The 20,776-nt window shown below is 66.0% G+C and carries 13 protein-coding genes; 9 read left to right on the top strand and 4 right to left on the bottom strand.

What is annotated here, in order from left to right; genetic code table 11:
- Window positions 1-96 precede the first annotated feature (96 nt).
- Entirely contained in the window at window positions 97-1,344 is a 1,248-nt protein-coding gene (gene tyrS / locus CHB64_RS14760; protein WP_089413400.1) for a tyrosine--tRNA ligase, read from the top strand.
- Window position 1,345: 1 nt separating this feature from the next.
- On the opposite strand, the gene CHB64_RS14765 is transcribed toward tyrS, so the two are convergent.
- A complete protein-coding gene (locus tag CHB64_RS14765; RefSeq protein ID WP_089413401.1) occupies window positions 1,346-4,720 on the bottom strand; it encodes a YhdP family protein in 3,375 nt (1,124 codons plus the stop codon).
- A gap of 190 nt (window positions 4,721-4,910) precedes the next feature.
- Between CHB64_RS14765 and CHB64_RS14770 the strand changes: the two genes are divergently transcribed.
- The 4 genes from CHB64_RS14770 to CHB64_RS14785 all read left to right on the top strand — a co-directional run bounded on the left by CHB64_RS14770 (window position 4,911) and on the right by CHB64_RS14785 (window position 8,254).
- Window positions 4,911-5,381 carry a peroxiredoxin gene (locus CHB64_RS14770; RefSeq protein WP_200815413.1) on the top strand — a complete coding sequence of 157 codons (471 nt, stop codon included), beginning with the start codon at window positions 4,911-4,913 and terminating at the stop codon, window positions 5,379-5,381.
- On the top strand, window positions 5,381-6,205 hold the full coding sequence (locus CHB64_RS14775; protein ID WP_089413411.1) for a ferritin-like domain-containing protein: 825 nt from the start codon (window positions 5,381-5,383) through the stop codon (window positions 6,203-6,205). Before CHB64_RS14770 ends, CHB64_RS14775 begins: the two co-directional genes overlap by 1 nt.
- A 152-nt stretch (window positions 6,206-6,357) precedes the next feature.
- Window positions 6,358-7,674, top strand: coding sequence for a M23 family metallopeptidase (locus CHB64_RS14780; protein ID WP_089413402.1), 1,317 nt, complete (start codon window positions 6,358-6,360; stop codon window positions 7,672-7,674).
- The gene (locus CHB64_RS14785) at window positions 7,658-8,254 is read left to right on the top strand and encodes a bactofilin family protein (RefSeq protein WP_159462525.1); all 597 of its coding nucleotides are present in this window, start codon (window positions 7,658-7,660) and stop codon (window positions 8,252-8,254) included. Before CHB64_RS14780 ends, CHB64_RS14785 begins: the two co-directional genes overlap by 17 nt.
- A 46-nt stretch (window positions 8,255-8,300) precedes the next feature.
- Here the strand turns inward: CHB64_RS14785 and prfB are convergent.
- The 3 genes from prfB to CHB64_RS14800 all read right to left on the bottom strand — a co-directional run bounded on the left by prfB (window position 8,301) and on the right by CHB64_RS14800 (window position 13,553).
- A protein-coding gene (gene prfB, locus CHB64_RS14790; protein ID WP_143266040.1) for a peptide chain release factor 2 occupies window positions 8,301-9,405 on the bottom strand; the annotation gives its coding sequence in 2 pieces (ribosomal slippage) (window positions 8,301-9,335 and window positions 9,337-9,405; 1,104 coding nt in all).
- 60 nt (window positions 9,406-9,465) lie between these two features.
- Window positions 9,466-11,919 carry a penicillin-binding protein 1A gene (locus CHB64_RS14795; protein ID WP_089413412.1) on the bottom strand — a complete coding sequence of 818 codons (2,454 nt, stop codon included), beginning with the start codon at window positions 11,917-11,919 and terminating at the stop codon, window positions 9,466-9,468.
- Between the two features lie 434 nt (window positions 11,920-12,353).
- Window positions 12,354-13,553, bottom strand: a complete 1,200-nt coding sequence (locus tag CHB64_RS14800; RefSeq protein ID WP_159462526.1) for an N-acetylmuramoyl-L-alanine amidase family protein — start codon at window positions 13,551-13,553, stop codon at window positions 12,354-12,356.
- Window positions 13,554-14,251: 698 nt separating this feature from the next.
- Between CHB64_RS14800 and CHB64_RS14805 the strand changes: the two genes are divergently transcribed.
- From CHB64_RS14805 to CHB64_RS14820, 4 genes are all read left to right on the top strand, one after another.
- Complete coding sequence (locus tag CHB64_RS14805) at window positions 14,252-17,062, top strand: Rne/Rng family ribonuclease (protein ID WP_089413405.1); 2,811 nt, start codon at window positions 14,252-14,254, stop codon at window positions 17,060-17,062.
- A 104-nt stretch (window positions 17,063-17,166) separates the two neighbouring features.
- Window positions 17,167-18,585 carry a M48 family metalloprotease gene (locus CHB64_RS14810; protein ID WP_089413406.1) on the top strand — a complete coding sequence of 473 codons (1,419 nt, stop codon included), beginning with the start codon at window positions 17,167-17,169 and terminating at the stop codon, window positions 18,583-18,585.
- A 62-nt stretch (window positions 18,586-18,647) separates the two neighbouring features.
- Window positions 18,648-19,475, top strand: coding sequence for a DsbA family protein (locus tag CHB64_RS14815; protein ID WP_089413407.1), 828 nt, complete (start codon window positions 18,648-18,650; stop codon window positions 19,473-19,475).
- A 434-nt stretch (window positions 19,476-19,909) separates the two neighbouring features.
- Complete coding sequence (locus CHB64_RS14820) at window positions 19,910-20,446, top strand: hypothetical protein (protein ID WP_143266042.1); 537 nt, start codon at window positions 19,910-19,912, stop codon at window positions 20,444-20,446.
- Window positions 20,447-20,776 lie beyond the last annotated feature (330 nt).

Here is a 20,776-nt window from a genome sequence, read left to right on the forward strand (position 1 = left end):
GAAGCCGTCGCCGGTGGCTGGATTCGCCGGGCTGCATCGCCTAGAAGGCGATCGGCGCAATCCGCCACGCGCGCACCCAGCCGATTAGAGTTCGTCATGTCCGCCTATAAATCCGATTTCCTCGCCGTTCTCGACGAGCGCGGCTTCATCCATCAGGGAACGAATCTCGAAGGGCTCGACGCCCTCGCGGCGAGGCAGGCCGTCACGGGCTATATCGGCTTTGACGCGACAGCGCCTTCGCTGCACGCCGGCGGGCTGATCCAGATCATGACGCTTTACTGGCTGCAGCAGACCGGACATCGCCCGATCGCGCTGATGGGCGGCGGGACGACCAAGGTCGGCGATCCCGCCGGCAAGGACGCCCAACGCGCGCTTCTTTCCGAAGCCGAGATCGCCGCCAACATCACCTCCATCAAGGGCGTTTTCGAAAAGTTCCTGACTTTCGGCGACGGACCGACCGACGCCGTCATGGTCGACAACGACGAATGGCTTTCCGAGCTTGGCTACATAGACTTCCTGCGCGACTACGGCGTGCACTTCACGATCAACCGCATGCTGACCTTCGACAGCGTGAAGCTGCGGCTCGAGCGCGAAAGCCCGATGACTTTCCTCGAGTTCAACTATATGCTGATGCAGGCCTACGACTTTCATGAACTTTACAACCGTTATGGCTGCCTGCTGCAGCTGGGCGGCTCGGACCAGTGGGGCAACATCGTCAACGGGGTCGAGCTTATTCGTCGCAAGGACGGGGTCGAGGCCTTCGGCCTGACCACGCCGCTGCTGACCACCGCCTCGGGCCGCAAGATGGGCAAGACCGAATCCGGCGCGGTCTGGCTCAACGCCGACATGTTCAGCCCCTACGACTACTGGCAGTACTGGCGCAACGTCGAGGATGCCGATGTCGGGCGCATGCTCGCCCTGTTCACGACCCTGCCGATGGAGGACGTGCGCAGGCTCTCCGCGCTCGGCGGGGCCGAGATCAACGAAGCGAAGAAAATCCTCGCCACGGAAGCGACCGCGCTCGTGCACGGACGCGCGGCGGCCGACGCCGCCGCAGAAACCGCGCGGCGGGCCTTTGAGGAAGGTGCGGCGGCGGAGGGGCTGCCCAGCGTCGCCGTGCCCCGCGCAAGGCTGAAGGCGGGACTCTCCCCCTTCGAGCCCTTGCAGGCGACGAAGCTCATCGCTTCGAACGGAGAAGGACGCCGGCATATCAAGGCCGGCGCGCTGCGCGTGAACGACGTTCCGTTGACGGAGGAGCGACCGCTAACTGAAGCCGACGTCAGGGACGGCGTCATCAAACTGTCGGTCGGCAGGAAGAAGCACGCCCTCGTCAGGGTCGAGTGACCTATTGCGGCGCAGGCTCCTTCTCCGCAGCAGGCGCCGGCGCGGACTTCGCTCCGACGGGCGGCTCAGGTTGACGCTCGATCTCGAAAATACGCCGCAGAAATCCAGGCGTGAGCGCGGAGAGCGGGTTGACCATGATCGTCGGCGCGTTTGATTCGCCGTGTACGGCGTAGGAAAGCGCCAGCACCCCCTCGCCTTCGCGGTTGACGAACAGCTCGCCTACGACGGGCGTTCCGCCCAGAAGCGAGTTGACCGCATAGGCCGGTGCGAGCGCGCCATTGAGATTCACCACGCCGCCGGCGCCGGTCCTGATCGTCCCCTGCGCCGTGATGCCGACCGAAGGACCCGACGCGCGCGCTTCGCTGATCGAGACCATGCCGTCGCGAAAAGCGAAGTCGGCTATCGCCTGCGTCAATTCTATTCCCTGTCCGTTAAGAAGGTCGGCGAGCCCCGTCAATGATCCGGCCGAGAAGATGCGCGCCAGCAGGGGCGCCTTCACGACGCGCAGATCGCGCGCGAAAACCGTCCCGGCCAAGCGCTCCCCGACCGGATCGGGGCGCATGGTCAGCGAGCCGCGCCCCCCCAGAACGGAAGTCACGCCGAACAGCCCGCGCATCAGCGCGCCGACATCCTCCGTACGCGCCTCGACGGCGCCGTCAGGCGCGAGCGTGATCGACAGCGGCGCGCCTCCCGCCGTCCGCGCGGAGATATCCAGCGCGTCGAAGGCCCTTCCGACGCGATGAAGGTCGAGCGAAACGTCGTGGTAACGCGCGCCAGCGCGCGCATCCAGCGCGTCTATCCGCCCGCGCACGACCAGGTCGGTCGTCTGCGCCTCGCCGTCTTCGCCCGGCGGGCCGGCTTCAACCGCCGCTTCGAGCAACGGCCCGGCATTGAGATAGGCGCCGGCCAGCGTCAGCTCCAGCGCGCCGGTCGGCTTGCGCGCGGCCGCAAGAGCGACGTCCGCCGCGCTGGGAACGCGGAACGGATCGAGACGGGCCCAATCGAGCGCGCCGCCCGGTTCGAAGCGGGCGCTCCCGCGGATGTCGAGTTGTGCGCCCGTCAGTTCCAGCGAGCGCACTTCGACGCCGGTTTCTGCGAAGACGATGTCGAGCGCGCCGGCGGCGCTTTCGCCGACGGGCTTTTCCCAGTCGAGAAGGCCGATCGTGAGGGCCGCCGAGGAAAAATCCGCATTGATCGTAAGGGATTCGATCGCGGCGAGCCCGCCTATCGCCTGCGCCGTGAACGCGACCGGGCCCCTGAGGAACCGGCGAGTCGGCACGCCGAAGACATCGCCGGTCGAGCTGTCGACGACGCCGGAGATGCTCAACCGCGCTCCCCCGTCGTCGGCGTAGAATCGCTGCAGCCATTCCAGTGAGATCGGCGCGCCGCCGAAAGAAGCGTTCGCGCTCACTGTCATCCGCCTGCTCGCCAGATCTAGCGTCCCATCCGCGTCCGCAAGGTCGATTCCGCCGTAAAACTCCGATATGGTCACGCCGCTGAATCGCGCCGACCCCTTATATTGATAGTCCTTACGCGAAACGAAACGCAGATTCGGCCGGGTGATCTGCGCACGTACGCGCGCGCGACCGACGAGGAACTGCTCGGGCGCAAGGCCGGTCGGATCCAGCAGCCTGAGCGGTTCTTCATTGAGCACGGCGAGGATGTCCCGCGCCATCCCTTCTGCGATGAAACGGTAATGCGTCGGCTGCGCTTTCGGCGAGAGCGCGGTGAACTCGACTTCGCCCTCACTGATCGCCACGCGCCCCACGCGGCCGCGTTCGACATCCACGACGAAGCGATTGCCGGTGAGAACCGCCGACCCGCTCGCCTCGCTGAGCGGCGTCATGCCCGGCGCGTAGATCGCCGTCGCGTCGCGAATGTCGAACGTAAGACGCAAGGCCTCGTCCGGAAACGGCGCGCCGGGCGTCAACGCGCCGGCCGGCAGATCGACCGTGAACGCGACATTCTCGACCCTAGCGCGCGGCATGCGCGTCGCCACGAACTCCCGCGCGCCGGCTCCGAGATCAACGGGCCAAAATCTGAGAATGCGTTCGGGATCGAGCGAGCCATCGATCGCGAGGGAAGCGCGCACGCCCGGCGAGGGACGCGCGCCGCCCTCGCCAGCTTTCGGCGCTTCGAGCGAAATGCTCCCTGCTAGGGTGACGTCGAGAAACTGCGCCGCAAGCTCTGAAACCGCGAGTCGTCGCGCTGACAGATCATAGACCCCGATCGCCGCCACGCTGGGGATCGCGAGCGGGGCAGGCAACGCGCCTTTCGCGTCGATTACGAGATCGACTCCCTCGAGCGCAAAGGCGACGGCGGCCGGCGCGCGCGCGCCTTCGCGAGCCGTAAGGGCGACATCGCCTGTCAGGGCGCCTTTCGTTCCGTCCACGTCGAAGGTCAGCCGCTCGACGTCGAAGCGCCCCTTTTCCGGATCGAATGAGGCGGCGAACTCGATGAAGCTTATCGGCGCGACGCGGCCTGCGAACTGCGCCTCGCCGGCGCCCACTCTGCCTTCGAGCCGCGAAGAGACGACTCGTCCGTCGCTGGTCAGAACGAGCGAAGCCGATCCCGTCAGCGGCGCGACGAACGAAAAGGCGCGCGCGCCGAAGAACAGCTCGACGAGATCACCCGCCGGCGCGTCCATCACTTCGATGTCGGCGGCGAGCCGCTCCGTCGCCTCTGCGTAAACGCCTTCGAACGAGATGAAGGCCGGTTTCCCATCGATGTCGAATACGCCGCGCAGCTGCGCGGCGTACCCTTCGTCCCGTCGGCTGATCGAAGCCTCGGCGGGCGCGGCGCGCCATGTCCGGCCGGACGCCTCGTCGACGAATATGACGACGGCGTCGACAAGCGCCGCATGCTGAAAGGCGTCCCGGAAATGCGGCCCGCCCGTCAGCAGCGTAAACAGGCTGCGACGGGGCGCGTCGGTTTCCGTTTCGGCGTAATCGAGCGCCAGTCTGCGGTCGCGGCCGCGGATGATCTTCAAGGTCGGCTCGACGATCGCCACGTGGCGAACGCCGAGATCGCCATGCAGAACATCCGCAAGCGAAAAGACGAGCGACATGCGCGGCGCATCCGCGATGGTCGCGCCGTCCGGGGCTTCGATCACGATGTCTTCGATGACGGCTTCCAGCTCGCCGCGTCCTGCGCCCTTGACCAGATAAGCGCTTCCCACAACGACGCGATGATCGGGCGGCAAGGCCCGCTCGATTGCGAAAGCCGCGCTCGGACGGAAAATACCCAGCGAGACAGGGCCGGTCTGCAGCCGCCAGAACAGCAGCGCGGCGACGGCGGCGACAGCCGCAAGGAGCGCGCCGACGATTTCAATAACGATGAGGCCGGCTTTCGCAGCCCGGCTCTTACGCAATGCCATTCCTCCGCCTGTCGCCGGCGCGCCGGCGCCCGCCCCATGCAGCCCCTCGCATCGGAAACCTAACACGCCTACTTTCCACAGGCCGCAGTGGCAAGCGGCCCGCTTGCGGCGAACGCTTTTTGCTGTTTCCTTCCCGCGCTTCGGCGGGGCGATTTCGCCCGCCGGGCGAGCAGTCACAAGGGAGTCGTCTTTGCCAGGAGAACTCAAGGAAGGGGCCAAGGCCCCGCCGTTCAAGCTGCCGACTGACGACGGCGGTGAAATCGCGCTGAAAGACTGCGCCGGCAAGAAGCTGGTGCTCTATTTCTATCCGAAGGACGACACGTCCGGCTGCACGAAGGAAGCGCTCGATTTTTCCGAGCGCATCAAGGCCTTCGAGAAGGCCGGCGCCATCGTCGTGGGCGTTTCGAAGGACAGCGTCGCCAGGCATGAGAAATTCAAGGAGAAGCACGGTCTGAAGGTCGCGCTCGCCTCCGACGAGTCGGGGCGGATGCTCGACGCCTATGGCGTGTGGGTCGAGAAAAGCATGTATGGCCGCAAATATATGGGGATCGAGCGCGCCACCTTTCTGATCGACGGCAAGGGCGTGATCCGTCGAATCTGGCGCAAGGTGAAGGTCCCGGGCCATGCGGAAGAGGTGCTGGAGGCGGTGAAAGCCCTTTGATCGCGCCTGCGACATCGCTCGCCTGCGCGGCGCAGGCGCTGGCGACCGCCGAGCCGCGCGCCAAGGCCGCCGCCGCGCTTGACGCCGCCGTCCGGCTGCAGGCGGCGCCGGCGCTCGATCCGGCGCGCCTCGCCGGGCTCGCTGATCGACCAGCGAGGCCGGCGCGGCCCATCCTCGCCCCTCCAGGCAAGGTTCCGCGCCGACGTCTCGGTTCGCCGCGCGGGCGGATCGCGCTTTTGCACGCGCTCGCCCATATCGAGTTCAACGCCATCGATCTCGCCTTCGACATGGCCGCGCGCTTCGCCTGCGACATCGCCGAGGCGGGGCTCGACGCGCGCGCTTTCGTCGCGGACTGGGCGCAGGTAGGCGCGGACGAGGCGCGGCATTTCCTGATGCTCGCAGATCGTCTGGAAGCGCTCGGGGCGGCCTATGGCGATCTGCCCGCCCATGACAGGCTGTGGGAGGCGGCGCTCGCCACCCGCGACGACGCCCTCGCCCGGCTCGCGGTCGCGCCCATGGCGCTCGAAGCGCGCGGGCTCGACGTCACCCCGGGCCTGATCGCCCGGCTCGAAGCGGCCGGCGACGCGCGGAGCGCCGCCCTGCTCCGGGTCATTTACGAAGACGAGATCGGCCATGTGGCCGCCGGCGTACGCTGGTTCCGCCGCCTTTGCGCCCGGCGCGGCCTGCGCCCGGCAGCGGCGTTTCGCAAGCTGATCGCCGAACGTCTGGCCGGCGGCCTCAAGCCGCCCTTCAACACCGAAGGCCGGAGCGCCGCCGATCTGACCGCCGATTTTTACGCCGAAACCGGGCGAATAATGGCATGAAGGTTGCGCGTAAGCCCGCCGATTCCCTCGGATGCTGTGGAAAGAATGGTTACTTCATCACATAACGGTTGCGAAAACGGCGTAGATACGCTGCAATATGTTAAGGGGTGTCAGGGTATAACGCTGAAGGGCGTTGCAAGGGGCGTCTTTTGATGAGCCGCAGGTCCGGCCGCGTAAAGCGCATCATCAGCCGTCTCTTCAAGGAACGGCAGATATACCATCGCAGCGACGGCGTCGTTCATTTCATTTCGATGTCGACGCGAACCCAGATCGCGCTCGCCGGCGTGATCGGGACGTTTCTGCTGTGGGTGGCCTACGCTTCGGTGAACGTCGTCTTCAAGGAGCAGATCATCGTCGCCAAGGAGCGCGACGCGCGCATCATGGAGACGACCTACGCCAAGCAGCTCCTCAAACAACAGCGCGCTTATGACGACGTGCATTCGCTGAACGTCATCATGCAGCGCGAATTCGACGCCACAATGGCGGAAATTTCCTCGCGACATCAAACGCTTAAAAGCATGGTTGAGCGCAAGGTCGCGATTGATCAAAGCCTTGACGGGCTGGCGCGCGGCCTGTCGGAGGCGGGCGCGCCGAACGGGGCCAAGCCGGCGAACGCCAACCGCGTCATGATCGACGTCGCGCCGGCCGAGGCGACGCCGCGCCAGTCCCGCCTGTCGATCCTGCGCCGTCAGGCGCTCGAAGAGGTTGAGAAAAGCCGGGCCGCCGCACCGCCCGGCAGCGCGGCCTCGGAAGCGCTCAAGAAGATGGAGTCCGCCGCCGTCGACCTTTATATCGAGCAGATGCTGCTTGTCGCCGCACTCGAGGAGAAGGCGACGGCCAAAATAGACACGCTGCATCGGGTCCTCGCCGCCACGGGCATCGGCGGCGAGGAGTTGCTGCCCGATCCGAAAATCACGAACATGGTGTTGGCCCAAGGGGGGCCTTTCATCCATGCGGCCAATTTCACGGACGCGTCGACCGCCTTCTTCCGCCACGCCAACCGCGCGGGCGTGCTGATCGACGAGCTGGCGACCCTTGAGGCTGTCGTAGCCCGGCTTCCGCTTTCGTCTCCGCTGACGGTGAGCCGCCGACTGACCAGCGGTTTCGGCGTCCGTCGCGATCCCATCACCGGGCGCAACGCCAATCATTTCGGCGTGGACTTCTCCGCGGCCTGGGCTTCGCCCGTGACCGCCACCGCGTCGGGCGTCGTCGTCTATGCCGGCGTGAAGAACGGCTGGGGCCGGGTCGTGGAGGTCGATCACGGCAACGGCTTCATGACCCGTTATGCACATCTTCACAGAATTTCGGTAAAACGAGGCCAGAAGGTGGCCCTGCATCAGAAAGTCGGAGAGCTCGGCTCAAGCGGGCGCAGCACCGGCCCGCATGTGCATTACGAGGTGCTCTACAAGGGCAGGCCGAAGAATCCGCGTCGGTTCATGGAAGCAGGTCGTTATGTTTTCGAAAGCTAAAGCCAAGCACCAGCAGGAAGAAAAATCGCGTCAGGCCGGGCCTGAAACCGCGCAGGTCGCCGCGACGCCGCCGCAACCCAAAAGGTCGAGCCCGATGAAAACCGCAGGCGTGCCCTCCATCATCTCCGCCGACGTGGTCATGCGCGGCAACATCAATTCAAGCGGCGAGATTCAGTTCGACGGCTCGCTGGAAGGCGACATCAAGGCGTCGTCCCTTATCATCGGCGAGAAAGCGTCGGTGAAAGGCGAGGTAGTGTGCGAGACTGTGATGGTGCGCGGCCGCGTCGAGGGCGGCATCCGCGCCAAGTCGGTCTCGCTTGCGTCCACCGCCCATATTCAGGGCGACATCCTGCATTCTTCGCTGTCGGTTGAATCCGGCGCGCATTTCGAAGGCAATTGCCGTCATTCTGACGATCCTTTGTCGGAAGCCGCCGCGAAGGATTTTCGCAAGGCGCGCCCGACGGGCGTCGGCGCGCCGGCGCCCCGGCCGATGACCACGGGCCCCGAGGAAGAAGCCAATCTGCGCGCGGCCAATGAAACGCCGTCCTTCCTCAGCCAGAACCGCTCGCCGTTACGGTAAGCGCGGCCGGCGCTCTATCACTCGGAGCAACCGCGCCCAGGCGCGCCTATTCGCCGGCGACGCGCTGGGCGAGCGCGGCGGTCAGGAAGGCGTCGAGATCGCCGTCCAGCACGACGTCCGGGCTCGGACTTTCGACCTGCGTGCGCAGATCCTTCACCAGCTGATAGGGTTGCAGCACGTATGAGCGGATTTGATGGCCCCAGCCGATGTCGGTCTTTGTCGCCTCGCGGGCCTGCGCTTCTTCCTCGCGCTTCTTGAGTTCAAGCTCGTAAAGCCGCGCGCGCAGCATCGCCCAGGCGGTCGCGCGGTTCTTGTGCTGCGAGCGCTCGTTCTGGCACTGCACGACGATGCCGGTCGGAATGTGGGTGATCCGCACCGCCGAGTCGGTGGTGTTGACGTGCTGGCCGCCCGCGCCTGAAGCGCGGAAGGTGTCGATGCGGCAGTCGCTCTCTCTTACGTCGACCTCGATCGCATCGTCGATCACCGGATACGCCCAGACGGAAGCGAAGGAGGTGTGGCGACGCGCGTTCGAGTCGAAGGGCGAGATGCGCACCAAGCGATGCACGCCCGACTCGGTCTTGAGCCAGCCATAGGCGTTGTGGCCCATGACCTTGATCGTCGCCGATTTGATCCCCGCCTCTTCGCCGGGCAGCTCCTCGATAACCTCCACTTTGTAGCCGCGCTTTTGCGCCCAGCGCACATACATGCGCAGGAGCATCGCCGCCCAGTCGTTGGATTCGGTCCCGCCGGCGCCCGGATGGATTTCGACGAAGCAGTCATTGGCGTCCGCCTCGCCCGAAAGAAGGGCTTCCGTCTCAGCACGCCTGGCCGCTTCGGCGATTTTCTCGAGCGTCGCCTGCGCCTCGTCGAGGCTTACCGCGTCGTCTTCCTCCTCGGCGAGTTCTGCGAAGGCGAGCGCGTCGTCAAGTTCCCGTTGAAGGGCCGTAACGGCGTTTATCTGAGCGTCGAGCGCGTTGCGCTCCTGCATGATCTTTTGCGCCGCTTGCGGATCGTTCCACAGGGCGGGATCTTCCGCTTTTGCATTCAGCTCCTGAAGGCGCGCCTGCGCTGCGTCCCAGTCAAAGACGCCTCCTCAGCAGTCCGAGCGACTGCTTGATTTCGTCAGCGATCCCAATGATTTCGGCGCGCATGCGCGGGTTCTCCGAAAGCCGCTCCCCTAAGGGAAGAGCGGTTATAGCGGCTCAAGGCTTCTAGTAAAGACCGTCGAGGTCCTGCTGGGGCTCATCCTCCGACCGGCGCGGCGCAAAGCCCAGCGGATCGAGAGTCAGCTCTTCTGCGGCCGGCCCTTGCGCAAGCACGTCCTCGGCCTTGAAGGCTTCAAGAATCACATTCGAGTCGCCTGGGCCGGCGGGCCGGCCGGTCTTGGCGTTCACGCGCACCAACCGCACGCCGGAAGGCACGCGAAACGGAATCGACGGCTCGTCCGCCAGCGCTTTGGCCATGAACTCGCCGAACACCGGCGCGGCGACGACCCCGCCCGCCTCGCCCTGCCCCAGCGTCCGCGGCATGTCGAAGCCGATGAACACGCCTGCGGCGAGATCAGGCGAGAAGCCGACGAACCAGGCGTCCTTGTATTCGTTGGTGGTGCCGGTCTTGCCCGCGACGGTCTTGTCCACTGCGCGCTTGACGGCCCCGCCGGTGCCGCGCTGCACGGCGCCTTCCAGCATCGATACGATCTGATAGGCCGTGCGCGGATCGATTATCTGATCGCGCGGATCGTCGAGCTGCGGCTCGGCCTGCCCTTGCCAGAGCGCGACATTGCAGCCGGGACACGCGCGCTGATCGCGCCGGTAAATGGTTTTTCCGGTCCGGTCCTGAATGCGGTCGATCAGCACCGGCTCGACCCGCTTGCCGCCGTTCACGAAGGTCGAATAGCCCGCCGTGATGCGAGTGAGCGTCGTCTCGCCGGAGCCGAGCGAAATCGCGAGCTCGCGCGGGAGGTTGTCGGAAAGCCGGAACCGGCTGACGTAATCGACAATCCGGCCGATGCCCAGATCCTGCGCGAGCCGCGCGGTCATGGTGTTGCGCGACTGCTCGATGCCGAGCCGCAGCGTGCTTTCCCCGTAGAAACGCCCTTCCGCGTAGTTGCCGGGCTTCCACCAGCTGTCGACGCCCGGCGCCACGAACGGCGCGTCGAGCACGATGCTCGACGGCGTGTAGCCGCTGTCGAGCGCGGCGGCGTAAACGAACGGCTTGAAGGTCGAGCCGGGCTGGCGGGAGGCCTGAACGGCGCGGTTGAACTCGGAAAGCTGGAAGGAGAAACCGCCCACCATGGCGAGCACGCGGCCCGTATGCGGGTCCATGGCGATGAGCCCGCCATTGGCGGCAGGCGCCTGCCGCAAGGCGTAAACGCCCGTCTGTCCCTCGACGGCCTCGACATAAACGATGTCGCCGGGCGCCAGCACGTCGCTCGCCGCAACGATCTCAGGCCCAACTTCATCCGCGTTGACATAGCGGCGCGCCCAGGAAAGCCGCTCAAGCGGAATGGTCCCCTCGCCGCCGTCGGCAAAGCCTATCCGCGCCTCGGCGCCGTTCGCGGCGAGCACCAGCGCCGGCCGCCAAGGGGCGAGATCGTCGGCGAGCGCGCGCCTGTCGGTCAATTGCCGGATCTGCTCGGCGAAATCTCCGGCCCAGCTCTCGCCGACCTCCATTCTGGCGACAGGCCCGCGCCAGCCGTGACGCTGATCGTATTCGACAAGCCAGCGCCGCAAGGCCTCGCCCGCCGCCTTCTGGAGGTTGGGATCGACGGTGGTGCGCACCGCGAGCCCGCCGTCGTAAAGCGCCTCGACGCCGTAAAGCTCGACGATCTGCTTGCGGACTTCCTCAGCAAAATATTCCGAAGCCCAGTCGCGCGCGCCGAGAGGCGGGGCGATCTCGGCGCCGAGCGGCGCGGCGATGGCCTCGCGCGCCTCTTCTTCCGTGATATGGCCGTCTTCGCGCATACGGCCGATGACCCAGTTGCGCCGCTCGACCGCCCGGTCGTGATTATAGATCGGGTGATAGTTGCTTGGCCCTTTGGGAATCGCCGCGAGATAGGCGGCCTCGGCGACCGTCAGATCGTCGAGCGCCTTGCCGAAATAATTCAGCGCCGCCGCGGCCACGCCGTAGGAACGGTTTCCGAGATAAATTTCGTTCAGATAGAGCTCAAGGATGTGATCCTTGTCGAACGTCTTCTCCATGCGGCGCGTGACCAGCATCTCGCGCAGTTTGCGCTCGATGCGCTGCTCGCTCGAAAGCAGGAAGTTCTTCGCCACCTGCTGGGTGATGGTCGAACCGCCTTCGAGGCGCCGCCCGCGCAGGATGTTGCCGATATTGGAGATCTGCGCCCGGATGATTCCCCTGAAGTCCAGACCGTCATGCTCGTAGAAATTCTTATCCTCCGCCGACACGAAGGCGAGCTTCACGCGGTCCGGAATGGCCTCGATCGGCACGAAGAGGCGGCGCTCGCGGGCGAACTCGGCGACCAGCGTGCCGTCGCCGGCGTAAACCCGCGTCGTGACGGGCGGCGCGTACTCCGCCAGCGCCTGATAGTCGGGCAAATCCTGGCTTAGGCGGTGCAGGTAAAGCGCGGCGGCAGCGATCACGGCGATCGCGGCCAGCGACAGCCAGGCGAAGACGAAGCCGAAGACCTTCAAGACAGCCATTCCTTTTCCATCGCCGCTCTCGCGCGCCTGGACCCGGCGCGGCGCGGCGGGCCTGACCGGCGGGTTGAGCGGCTCGGCGCGAATGACGTCAGGCGCGTCCAGATCGGCCCCGGCCGGCGCGTCGACCGCTTCAGACGTCTCCGAGGGGGGCTCGAAGAGATCGTGCTCGATCTTTGAGGCGGCCGCCCGCCCGCGCGGCGCGCCCTCGCCCGGCCGTTCGTGCTGTTCGTCGCTAGCCATACGCCCTAGCCTGCGTCCTGATCGATCCTGCGCTTTGCCTGTTTACTCCAGGATCGGCGCCTCTGCGACCCGCAGGGCTCTGACGCGCAGGTCTGCGCGCCCGTCCCCCCGGCCCCGAGGCGCTGCTTCTAACGCAAAATTGCGGCCGCGACGAGGCGCGGCGGGTTTCGCCGCGCGCCGCAGGTCGATCCGCTTCAATGAGCGCCGCTCGCCTGACGCGCGGCTTGGCGTATCACCGACTTGCGCGCGAAATAATCGTCGATCGCGTCGGCGACGGACGTCATGGCGCGCCGGCGCCATTCGGGGGAGACCAGATTGGCCTCGTCCGCTTTGTTGGAGATGAAGGCGAGCTCGAACAGCACCGCCGGCACGTCCGGCGCAAGGAGAACGTAAAGATCGCCCGTCCGATGCGAATTGTTCAGCAAAGGCGTCACGCCGCTGAGATGCGAGACCAGAACGTCCGCAAAATCAGAAGACGCGTTGCGCGTTGTCGCCTGCGCCTTGGCGAAAAGGATCGAGCTTACGTCCGGCGAAAACTCAGCCAGATCGAGCGAATAGACGTGATAATCGCCCTTGCGGCGCGCCTCAAGCGCCGAGCGCCGGCTGCCTTTCTCGGAAAGAGTGTAAACGGATCCGCCGCGCAACTTCGAGTTCTCATGCGCGTCCGCATGCAGGGAAATGAACAGGCTCGCGCCCGCTTCGCGCGCCAGTTCAGACCGCTTTTCGAGCCCGATCTTCGTGTCCTTGTCGCGGGTCAGCACCACCTCGTAACGCCCGCGGCTTTCCAGAATCTTCGCCAGTTCCAGGGCGGCGGCGAGCGTGACCGTCTTCTCATGGGTCCCGTTCGGCCCGACGGCGCCGGGATCGCTTCCGCCATGGCCGGCGTCGACCACGATGACGGGCTTCGCAGGCGCCTGGGCGGCCGCGGTCGGCGCCGCCGTCGCGGCCTTGATGACGTCCGCAATGTCCTGATAGCCGCCGGCGCGTTCCGGCAGGCTCGCCAGGAACGCCGCCCTGTCGGCGGTTTCAAGGTCGAGCACGACGCGGGTCTTCTCGCCCGGCGCGTTCGCCGGCAGAACGAAATGCTCCTTGATGCGGGCGGTGCGGTCGAGGGTGAGAGTCGCCGCTGCGCCGTCGCCCTCAATCGCGAAAGCGTAGCCGGCCACGTGCCCCTTGCCCGTCTGGGCGCCGCGCTGGGCCGGGGGCACGGACAGCCCCTCGAACCGAACGAAAATGCGGCCTTCGCCCTCATCATCGCCGGAAATCTCGTACGGCGCCGGCCCGGCGAGGTCGAACACGACCCGCGTCGCGACCTCGGACGGGCCGAAGCGCACGCCCAGCAGCTCGGCCGCCTGCGCCGTCGCGCCCGCGAGAACAAGCGCCGCGGCCGCCATCGCTGCAGCAAGCCCCGCTCGTGGTCCAGGAAGGATACGCCCGATCACCGTTCTTCGCCCGATCATCCGCCAGGAGCCGGCCCGCACGCCCCGCGCCAGCCAGCCATGTTTTTTCGCCTATCGTTAATGCGCCGTTAAATCGGCGACTATTTAACCATATGACCCTGAGTCGGCCATGCGGGCGCTTTTCTTTTTTTCCACGCTCGTGCATGGTCGCCCTGAGCGAGAGGTCCGGCGGGCGCATCCCGCCGGCCGCCCTGAACTCGGACGCGCTGCCGGAAAGCCGCCTCGCGGCGGCCGCAGCGAGGGACAGGGCGGCGCGCCGATCGCCTTCGGTCCCGCGCCGGCTTCGTCCGGCGGGATCGCGATGAAGATTTTCCGAACGCCGACCGCCCCGCGGCGGCGTTTGGGGTTCAGCCGGCAGCTCCTATCGCCGGCGAGCGCGGCCAGGCCGAACAAGGCCGGCGCGCGCAGGGGGCAAGCTGGCGCGGACGCGCCAGACCGCAACCGCCGGCCCCGCCGGCACGTCAACCTTGCCGGCGCCGCCGGCGAAGAGAAAACCACGCCGATGACGCGACCCGCGCTACCGCCGACGCCGCCTGCTCCTTCGCGAGCCGGCCCGGCGCGCTGCGTCGCGGCTCGGCGCCCAACCCGAAACGGCGCTGCGGCTTGGTCCGCGCGTCGCGGAGCCTTATTCAATGACGAAGAAAATGCTTATCGATGCAGCCCACCCCGAGGAGGTGCGGGTCTGCGTTCTGGAAAACGGCAAGGTCGAAGACTTTGATTTCGAGCACGCCTCGCGGAGGCCGTTAAGAGGGAACATCTATCTCGCCCGCGTCACGCGGGTCGAACCGTCGCTTCAGGCCGCTTTCGTCGAGTATGGCGGAAACCGGCACGGCTTCCTCGCCTTCAACGAGATTCACCCCGACTACTATCAGATCCCCATCTCCGACCGGCGCATCCTTCAGGCGGCCGAAGCCGAAGAGGCCGCGCTCGCCGCTGAGCTCGGGCTCGACCAGCGCGGCGGCGACGGCGAGGAAGGCGACTTCGATCTGGAAAGCGAGCCGTCGCAAGAAAGCGTTCCCTCTCTTGAAGACGCCGCAGACGAAGAAGCGGGCACGGACGAAGCCGTCGAAAATGCTGAAACGACGGACGCGGATGAGGATCATGCGGAATCCGCGGACGCCCGCCTCGCTGCGGCGCTCGAAGCGCCGCAGGCCGAATCGCTTGCGCGCGCGCTGACAGACTCGGAGCCGCAGGCGGAAGTCGACGAAGCCGAGGATCCCGCCGCTGAAGAAAAAGCGCAGGAAGAAACCGGCGAGGACGGGCTTCGCGAGTCCGATGAAAGGCGCGCGCCGGACGAAGGCGAAACGGAAACGGACGGCGCTGCGGAGAAAAGCGCCGCCGACGGGGAAGACGCGTCGCAAGCCGGCGAGCCGGGCGCGAAGCGGAAGAAGAAATCGAGCCGCGCCGAACTGCTCGAACGCTACAAGGAGGCGCGCCGCAAGCGCATCCGCCTTTTGCGCAACTACAAGATTCAGGAGGTCATCAAGCGCCGGCAGATCCTGCTCGTCCAGGTCGTCAAGGAAGAGCGCGGCGGCAAAGGCGCGGCGCTGACGACTTATCTGTCGCTGGCGGGACGCTATTGCGTGCTCATGCCCAACACCGCCCGCGGCGGCGGCATTTCGCGGAAGATCCCCCTCGCCAGCGACCGCAAGCGGCTGCGCCGCGTCATTGACACCCTCGACCTTCCCGAAGGCATGGGCCTCATCATCCGCACCGCCGGCGCCAAGCGGACGAAAGCCGAGATCAAGCGAGACTACGACTATCTGATCAGGCTGTGGGAGAACATCCGCACGCTGACGCTGAAATCGATCGCGCCCTGCCTCATTTACGAAGAAGCGAGCCTCATCAAGCGCGCGATCCGTGATCTCTACGACAAGGACATCGACCAGGTGCTGGTCGAAGGCGACGCCGGCTATCGCGAAGCGAAGGACTTCATGAAAATGCTCATGCCTTCGCATGCCAAGAACGTGCAGCCCTACAGGGAGAAGACGCCGCTCTTTCTCAAATACGACGTCGAGAGCCAGCTTGACGCGATCTATCAGCCTACGGTGCGGCTGAAATCGGGCGGCTATCTCGTCATCCATCAGACCGAGGCGCTGGTCGCCATCGACGTCAACTCGGGCAAGGCCACGCGCGAGCGCAATATCGAGCAGACGGCGCTCAAGACGAATCTCGAAGCCGCGAAAGAAGCGGCCCGCCAGTGCCGGCTGCGCGACCTCGCCGGGCTGATCGTCATCGACTTCATCGACATGGAGGAGAACAAGAACAACCGCGCGGTCGAGAAGCGTCTCAAGGAGGCGCTCAAGGCCGACCGCGCGCGCATTCAGATCGGCCGCATCTCTAATTTCGGTCTTCTGGAGATGTCGCGCCAGCGCCGCCGTTCGGGCATCGTCGACGGCACGACTCACGCGTGCCCCACCTGCAACGGGGCCGGGGTCGTGCGTTCGCACGAGACCGCCGCGTTGCGCATCCTGCGGGCCATCGAAAGCGCAGCGATCGCCGAGCGCGCCGCGATCATGTCGGTGCGCGCCTCGCTGGAGGTGGCGCTTTACATCCTCAACCACAAGCGCGACTGGCTGAAGCGCATCGAGGACGACTACGCGCTGAAGATCGAGATCGTCGCCGACTCCTCGAAAGCAGGCGATCAGTACGAACTTGAAAGACGCGGCGCGGCGCGCGATCTGCCCGAGCCAGTCGCCCTCGCGCCGGCGGATCACGCCCAGCCGCCGGCGGACGCGGAAGACGAATCCGAAGCCGGCGAGGCGCGCGAAGTCGCCGGCGATCAGGAAGCAGCCTTGGGAGGCGGACGCCGGCGGCGCCGGCGTCGGCGTCGTAAGCGCGATGACGGCGCGAGCGCGCCCGAAACCGCGGCGCCGGCCGAAGAAGACCGGCGCGCGGAGGAGGCTGGCGATGAAAACGGCGAGCCCCGCGAAGCCGATGAAGCGGCTGTGGCCGGCGAAAGCGAAGAAGACGCCCAACGCCGCCGGCGCCGGCGCGGTCGCCGGGGCGGCCGGCGCAATCGCCGTCGCCAGGAGGACGAGGCCGCGCAATCCGGCGCGGCGGACAGCGCTTCCGTCGCGGAGGTCGCCGCGCCGGCGGGCGACGAGCCGGCGCGCGACAGCGACGCCGCGGCCGAGGCGTCTGCATCGCCTGCGCCCGCTGACGAACCGACGGCGGAAATTGAAAACGGGGCGAGCGCCAAGGCGCAGCCGGAGCCGACGACGCCTGTCGCCGAGGAGCACGCCGACGAGGCTGGCGAAACGGCGCCCGCTGGCGAGTCGCCGCCCGCCGCCCATGATAACGGCGTCGACGAAAAGGCGACGGAGAAGCCCGCCGCCGAAACCGGACCGGCGCCGAGCCCTGCCGTTCAGTCGAACGAGCCCGCCGCGCCGCGCCGGAAGTCGACGCGCAAGGGCTGGTGGCAGCGGGCGCTGGGCGGCTGACGCCCGCCGACGCGCGCGCGGCCGCGGTCACAATTCCGGCGCCGCCTGTTGCTAGGGGGCGCCGGACCGGTATCCTTCAGACGCGGCCGACGCGGACTACATCGATGTTTCAGGCTGTCAGGAAAATTCTCGCCGCCTTCGCCGCCCTGGGGCTCGTCCTCGGTCAGGCGCAGGCGCAAACCCTCTTGCGCGACGCCGAGATCGAGAACTGGATCAAGGATCACGCCTTTCCGATCTTCCGCGCGGCCGGCCTGCCGGCGGAGAGCATCAACATCTACCTGATCGGCGATCCTACGCCCAACGCCTTCGCCGGCGGGCTGAACATGGGCATTCATACGGGCCTGTTCACGACCGCCGACACGCCCAATCAGATCGAAGGGGTCATCGCCCACGAAGCCGCCCATATCGCCGGCGGCCACACCGCCCGCTCCGACGAGGCCCTCGCCGCGGCGTCGCGGCCGATGCTTTTGAGCCTCGTGCTGGCCGCCGGCGCCATCGCCGCCGGCGCGCCGGAGGCGGGCATCGGGATTTTGGGCCTGGGACAGAACATCGGAATCAAGACCGCGCTGCGCTACAGCCGCGGCCAGGAAGCGGCCTCCGACCAGGCGGCCATCACCTATCTCGACCGCATCGGCCGGTCGAGCAAAGGCCTGATCGATTTCTTCAGCAAGCTGAGAAACTACCAGGTTCTGACCAGCCGCCGGATCAATCCATATCTTCAGTCGCACCCTCTCGCCAATGAGCGGATGACGGCGCTCATCGAACGGGCCGAAGCCTCGCCCTATTATCATGTCGAGGACAGCCCGGAGGAGATCGAGCGCCTGAAAATGATCCAGGCGAAGATCAACGGCTTCCTGCAGGAGACGAACGTCACGCTGCGGCAGTATCCGCTTTCGGACCAGTCGGATCCGGCGCGTTACGCCCGCGCGGTCGCATACTATCGCGGCTCCGAGATCGACAAGGCGCTCAAAGAGATCGACCATCTGATCGAAAAGCGCCCCGACAATCCGTATTTTCACGAGCTCAAGGGCCAGATGCTGTTCGAGTTCGGGCGCGTGACCGAATCGATTGCGCCCCATGCGCGCTCGGTCGAGCTTGCGCCAGCCGAACCGCTTTTGCGCATCAATCTCGCCCGCGCGCTGATCGCGACGGAAGATCCGGCGCGCTATCCGGAGGCGATCGACGAGCTGAAAGCCGCCCTTGCGCTCGAGCGCGACAACGCCTTCGCCTGGTTCGAGCTCGCCCGCGCCTATGGCGGGCTCGGGCAGGAGAGCCTCGCCTATCTGGCGACCGCCGAGTCCCGCTATCACCTGGGCGCTAAGGCCGAAGCCAACCAGTTCGCCCGCCGGGCGCGCGCCGGCCTTGAAAAAGGCACGCCGGAATGGCGTCAGGCCACCGACATCATTCTCGCCACCCAGGACGAAGACGGCGCGCGCGGGCTGGATGCGGAAACCGACGACGCGCCGCACCCGGAGCGAACGCCGCCCCGCCCGCAGGGCGAAGTGCCGGACCCGCAGGGCTGAGCGGCGCGCGCGTGGCTCATTTCGAACCGACATCATCTCCCTAACGGCAGGAACGTTTCATCATGCGGCAACGAGTCTCCCTCAACGTGAAAATCGCCGTCGGCGCGGCGCTTCTCGGCGCCGTCGGACTCGGCGCGACGATCGCGGCCTTCAGCAACGCGCAGCCCGATCGCAGCGCCGCCGAGGGCCCGCGGGGCGACGTCTTCAGCGAGGCGGAAGAAGCCGAAATCCGCGCCATCGTGCGCGCCTATCTCCTGGAGAACCCGGAAGTTCTCATCGACTCGCTCAACGCCTATTCCGAGCGCCAGCGCGCCGACGCGGAAGCCAGGGCCGAGGAAGCGGCGAAAGCCAACCTCGCCGCCCTTCTCAACGAGCGCCACGGATACGCCGCCGGCGCAGCGCCGGAGAAGGCCAAGGTCGCGGTGATCGAGCTGTTCGACTATCACTGCTCCTTCTGCAAGCGCGCCGCCGGCATGGTGCGCGAGCTGACGCGGAACGATCCGGCGGTGAAGGTCGTCTTCCGCGACCTGCCGATCCTGCGCGAGGAGTCCGAATACGCCGCCCGCGTCGCCCTCGCCGCGCGCGCGCAGGGCAAGTTCGAGGACCTGCACTTCGCCTTCATGGCGGCTTCCGGCGTGCTTACCCGCGAGCGCGTCGACGCCATCGCCCGCGAGGCGGGCGTCGACATGACCGCGCTCGAGACGGCGCTGAAAGACCCGGCCCTCGACCAGGCGCTCGCCGAGACCGACCGCATCGCCCGCGACATGCTCGTCGACGGCACGCCGACCTTCATCGTCGCCGCCCTCGACGGCTCTTACGTGGAGGTCATTCCCGGCCTGCGCGAAGACGCCCTGCGCGAGGCGATCAAAAAGGCGAAAAAGGGGGGATAGCGGCCGCCGAAGACGCTTCACGAGTAAGCTAGACCCGACCGTCAGCTTTTACGGGACGACGCCCCGAAGTTGTTTGTGCGGCGAGAGGGCCTATCTTGGCGCGAGCAAACCATGCGCCGGCGCCCAAGGTCAAGCATCGAAATTGGCGCAAATCATGGTTAATCAATCAGTTAAATCTTGCATGACCGAGGTGACCCTGATTTAATCTTAACTAGTGGTTGCGTGCTTAGCCGTGGAAAGGACCTTGGTATGTTGCGCGTTGGGGGATTGTTTTCCAAATCGGTCGCCTCACTATTGGCGACCGGCGTCATGATGACAGGGCTCGTTTTCAGCGCTTCTGCTGCAACCATCCCAGTAGCTAATAGCGACTTTGAAGATCCATACGAGCTTACGGTCGCAGCCCCTCTCGGCGTATGGTCCGAGGGCGCTTCCAATTGGGCCATGATGGGCTGGCCGGTACATGGGACCCCCACGATCACCTTTTAGCGGGCATTTATTCGGCGACGCCAGCAGAAATGGGCGAACGAGTCGGTTTCGTGACTTCAGGCGCGAGCTTATTTCAGTTCCTTGGCGTCAGCATCGAGGCAGATACCAGCTACGCGCTTTCCGCCCTGATTGGGCACCGAATGAACTTGTCGTTCGGGGGCGTCATGGGATTCTTTGCGGGAGATCCGAGCAATGTGATCGGATCCCTCGCTTTATCTGATCCCGGCGAAGGGGCATGGGGCCTGCAATCCTACACGCTCGATAAGACCTTCCTCAACCATGTCGTCGGACAACAGCTGGGCATCTTCTTTCTTGGAGGCGGCCAGCAGTTCAATCTTGATCGCGTGCTGGTGGAATATTTTCGCGAAGATGACGATGTTCTCGTCAATCCGGTCCCCGGCGCAGTTTGGCTTTTTGGTACTGCTCTCCTTGGCGGATGGTTCGCTGGCCGGAAACGGCGGATGAACGCCGCCAATCGAGCTTAAACCGTCTGGCTAAGGTCGGAAATCATTCAGGTTGAGAAGAGCGCTGAATCTGCGGCGCTCTTTTTTTGAGAACAGCGAGTTGGGCGTTACGGCATTCGACGCCCGCCAACCGCTTCCGCATGAACTCGAAAATTTCTACAACGCGAAAGAGCGCCTTGATCTTCCATCGACTCAGAAAGCGATAAGAGCGCGACTGTGAGCGATTCTGCAAATTGGCCCTGACCTGCTCCCCTGGAACCTCCCCACTCTGAGGTTAGTCTGTTCCTCGACAGAGGAGACGGACGATGAAGCGCAGCAGGTTCAGCGAAGAACAGATCATTGGCATTCTGA

The organism is Amphiplicatus metriothermophilus (assembly GCF_900199215.1).
Classification (GTDB): domain Bacteria; phylum Pseudomonadota; class Alphaproteobacteria; order Caulobacterales; family Parvularculaceae; genus Amphiplicatus; species Amphiplicatus metriothermophilus.

Excerpts from the sequence above, each read along its gene's own strand:
- tyrS (WP_089413400.1), top strand. The coding sequence starts at position 97 with ATGTCCGCCTATAAATCCGATTTCCTCGCCGTTCTCGACGAGCGCGGC.
- CHB64_RS14765 (WP_089413401.1), bottom strand. The coding sequence starts at position 4,720 with ATGGCATTGCGTAAGAGCCGGGCTGCGAAAGCCGGCCTCATCGTTATT.
- CHB64_RS14780 (WP_089413402.1), top strand. The coding sequence starts at position 6,358 with ATGAGCCGCAGGTCCGGCCGCGTAAAGCGCATCATCAGCCGTCTCTTC.
- CHB64_RS14785 (WP_159462525.1), top strand. The coding sequence starts at position 7,658 with ATGTTTTCGAAAGCTAAAGCCAAGCACCAGCAGGAAGAAAAATCGCGT.
- CHB64_RS14795 (WP_089413412.1), bottom strand. The coding sequence starts at position 11,919 with ATGGCTGTCTTGAAGGTCTTCGGCTTCGTCTTCGCCTGGCTGTCGCTG.
- CHB64_RS14800 (WP_159462526.1), bottom strand. The coding sequence starts at position 13,553 with ATGGCGGCCGCGGCGCTTGTTCTCGCGGGCGCGACGGCGCAGGCGGCC.
- CHB64_RS14805 (WP_089413405.1), top strand. The coding sequence starts at position 14,252 with ATGACGAAGAAAATGCTTATCGATGCAGCCCACCCCGAGGAGGTGCGG.
- CHB64_RS14810 (WP_089413406.1), top strand. The coding sequence starts at position 17,167 with ATGTTTCAGGCTGTCAGGAAAATTCTCGCCGCCTTCGCCGCCCTGGGG.
- CHB64_RS14815 (WP_089413407.1), top strand. The coding sequence starts at position 18,648 with ATGCGGCAACGAGTCTCCCTCAACGTGAAAATCGCCGTCGGCGCGGCG.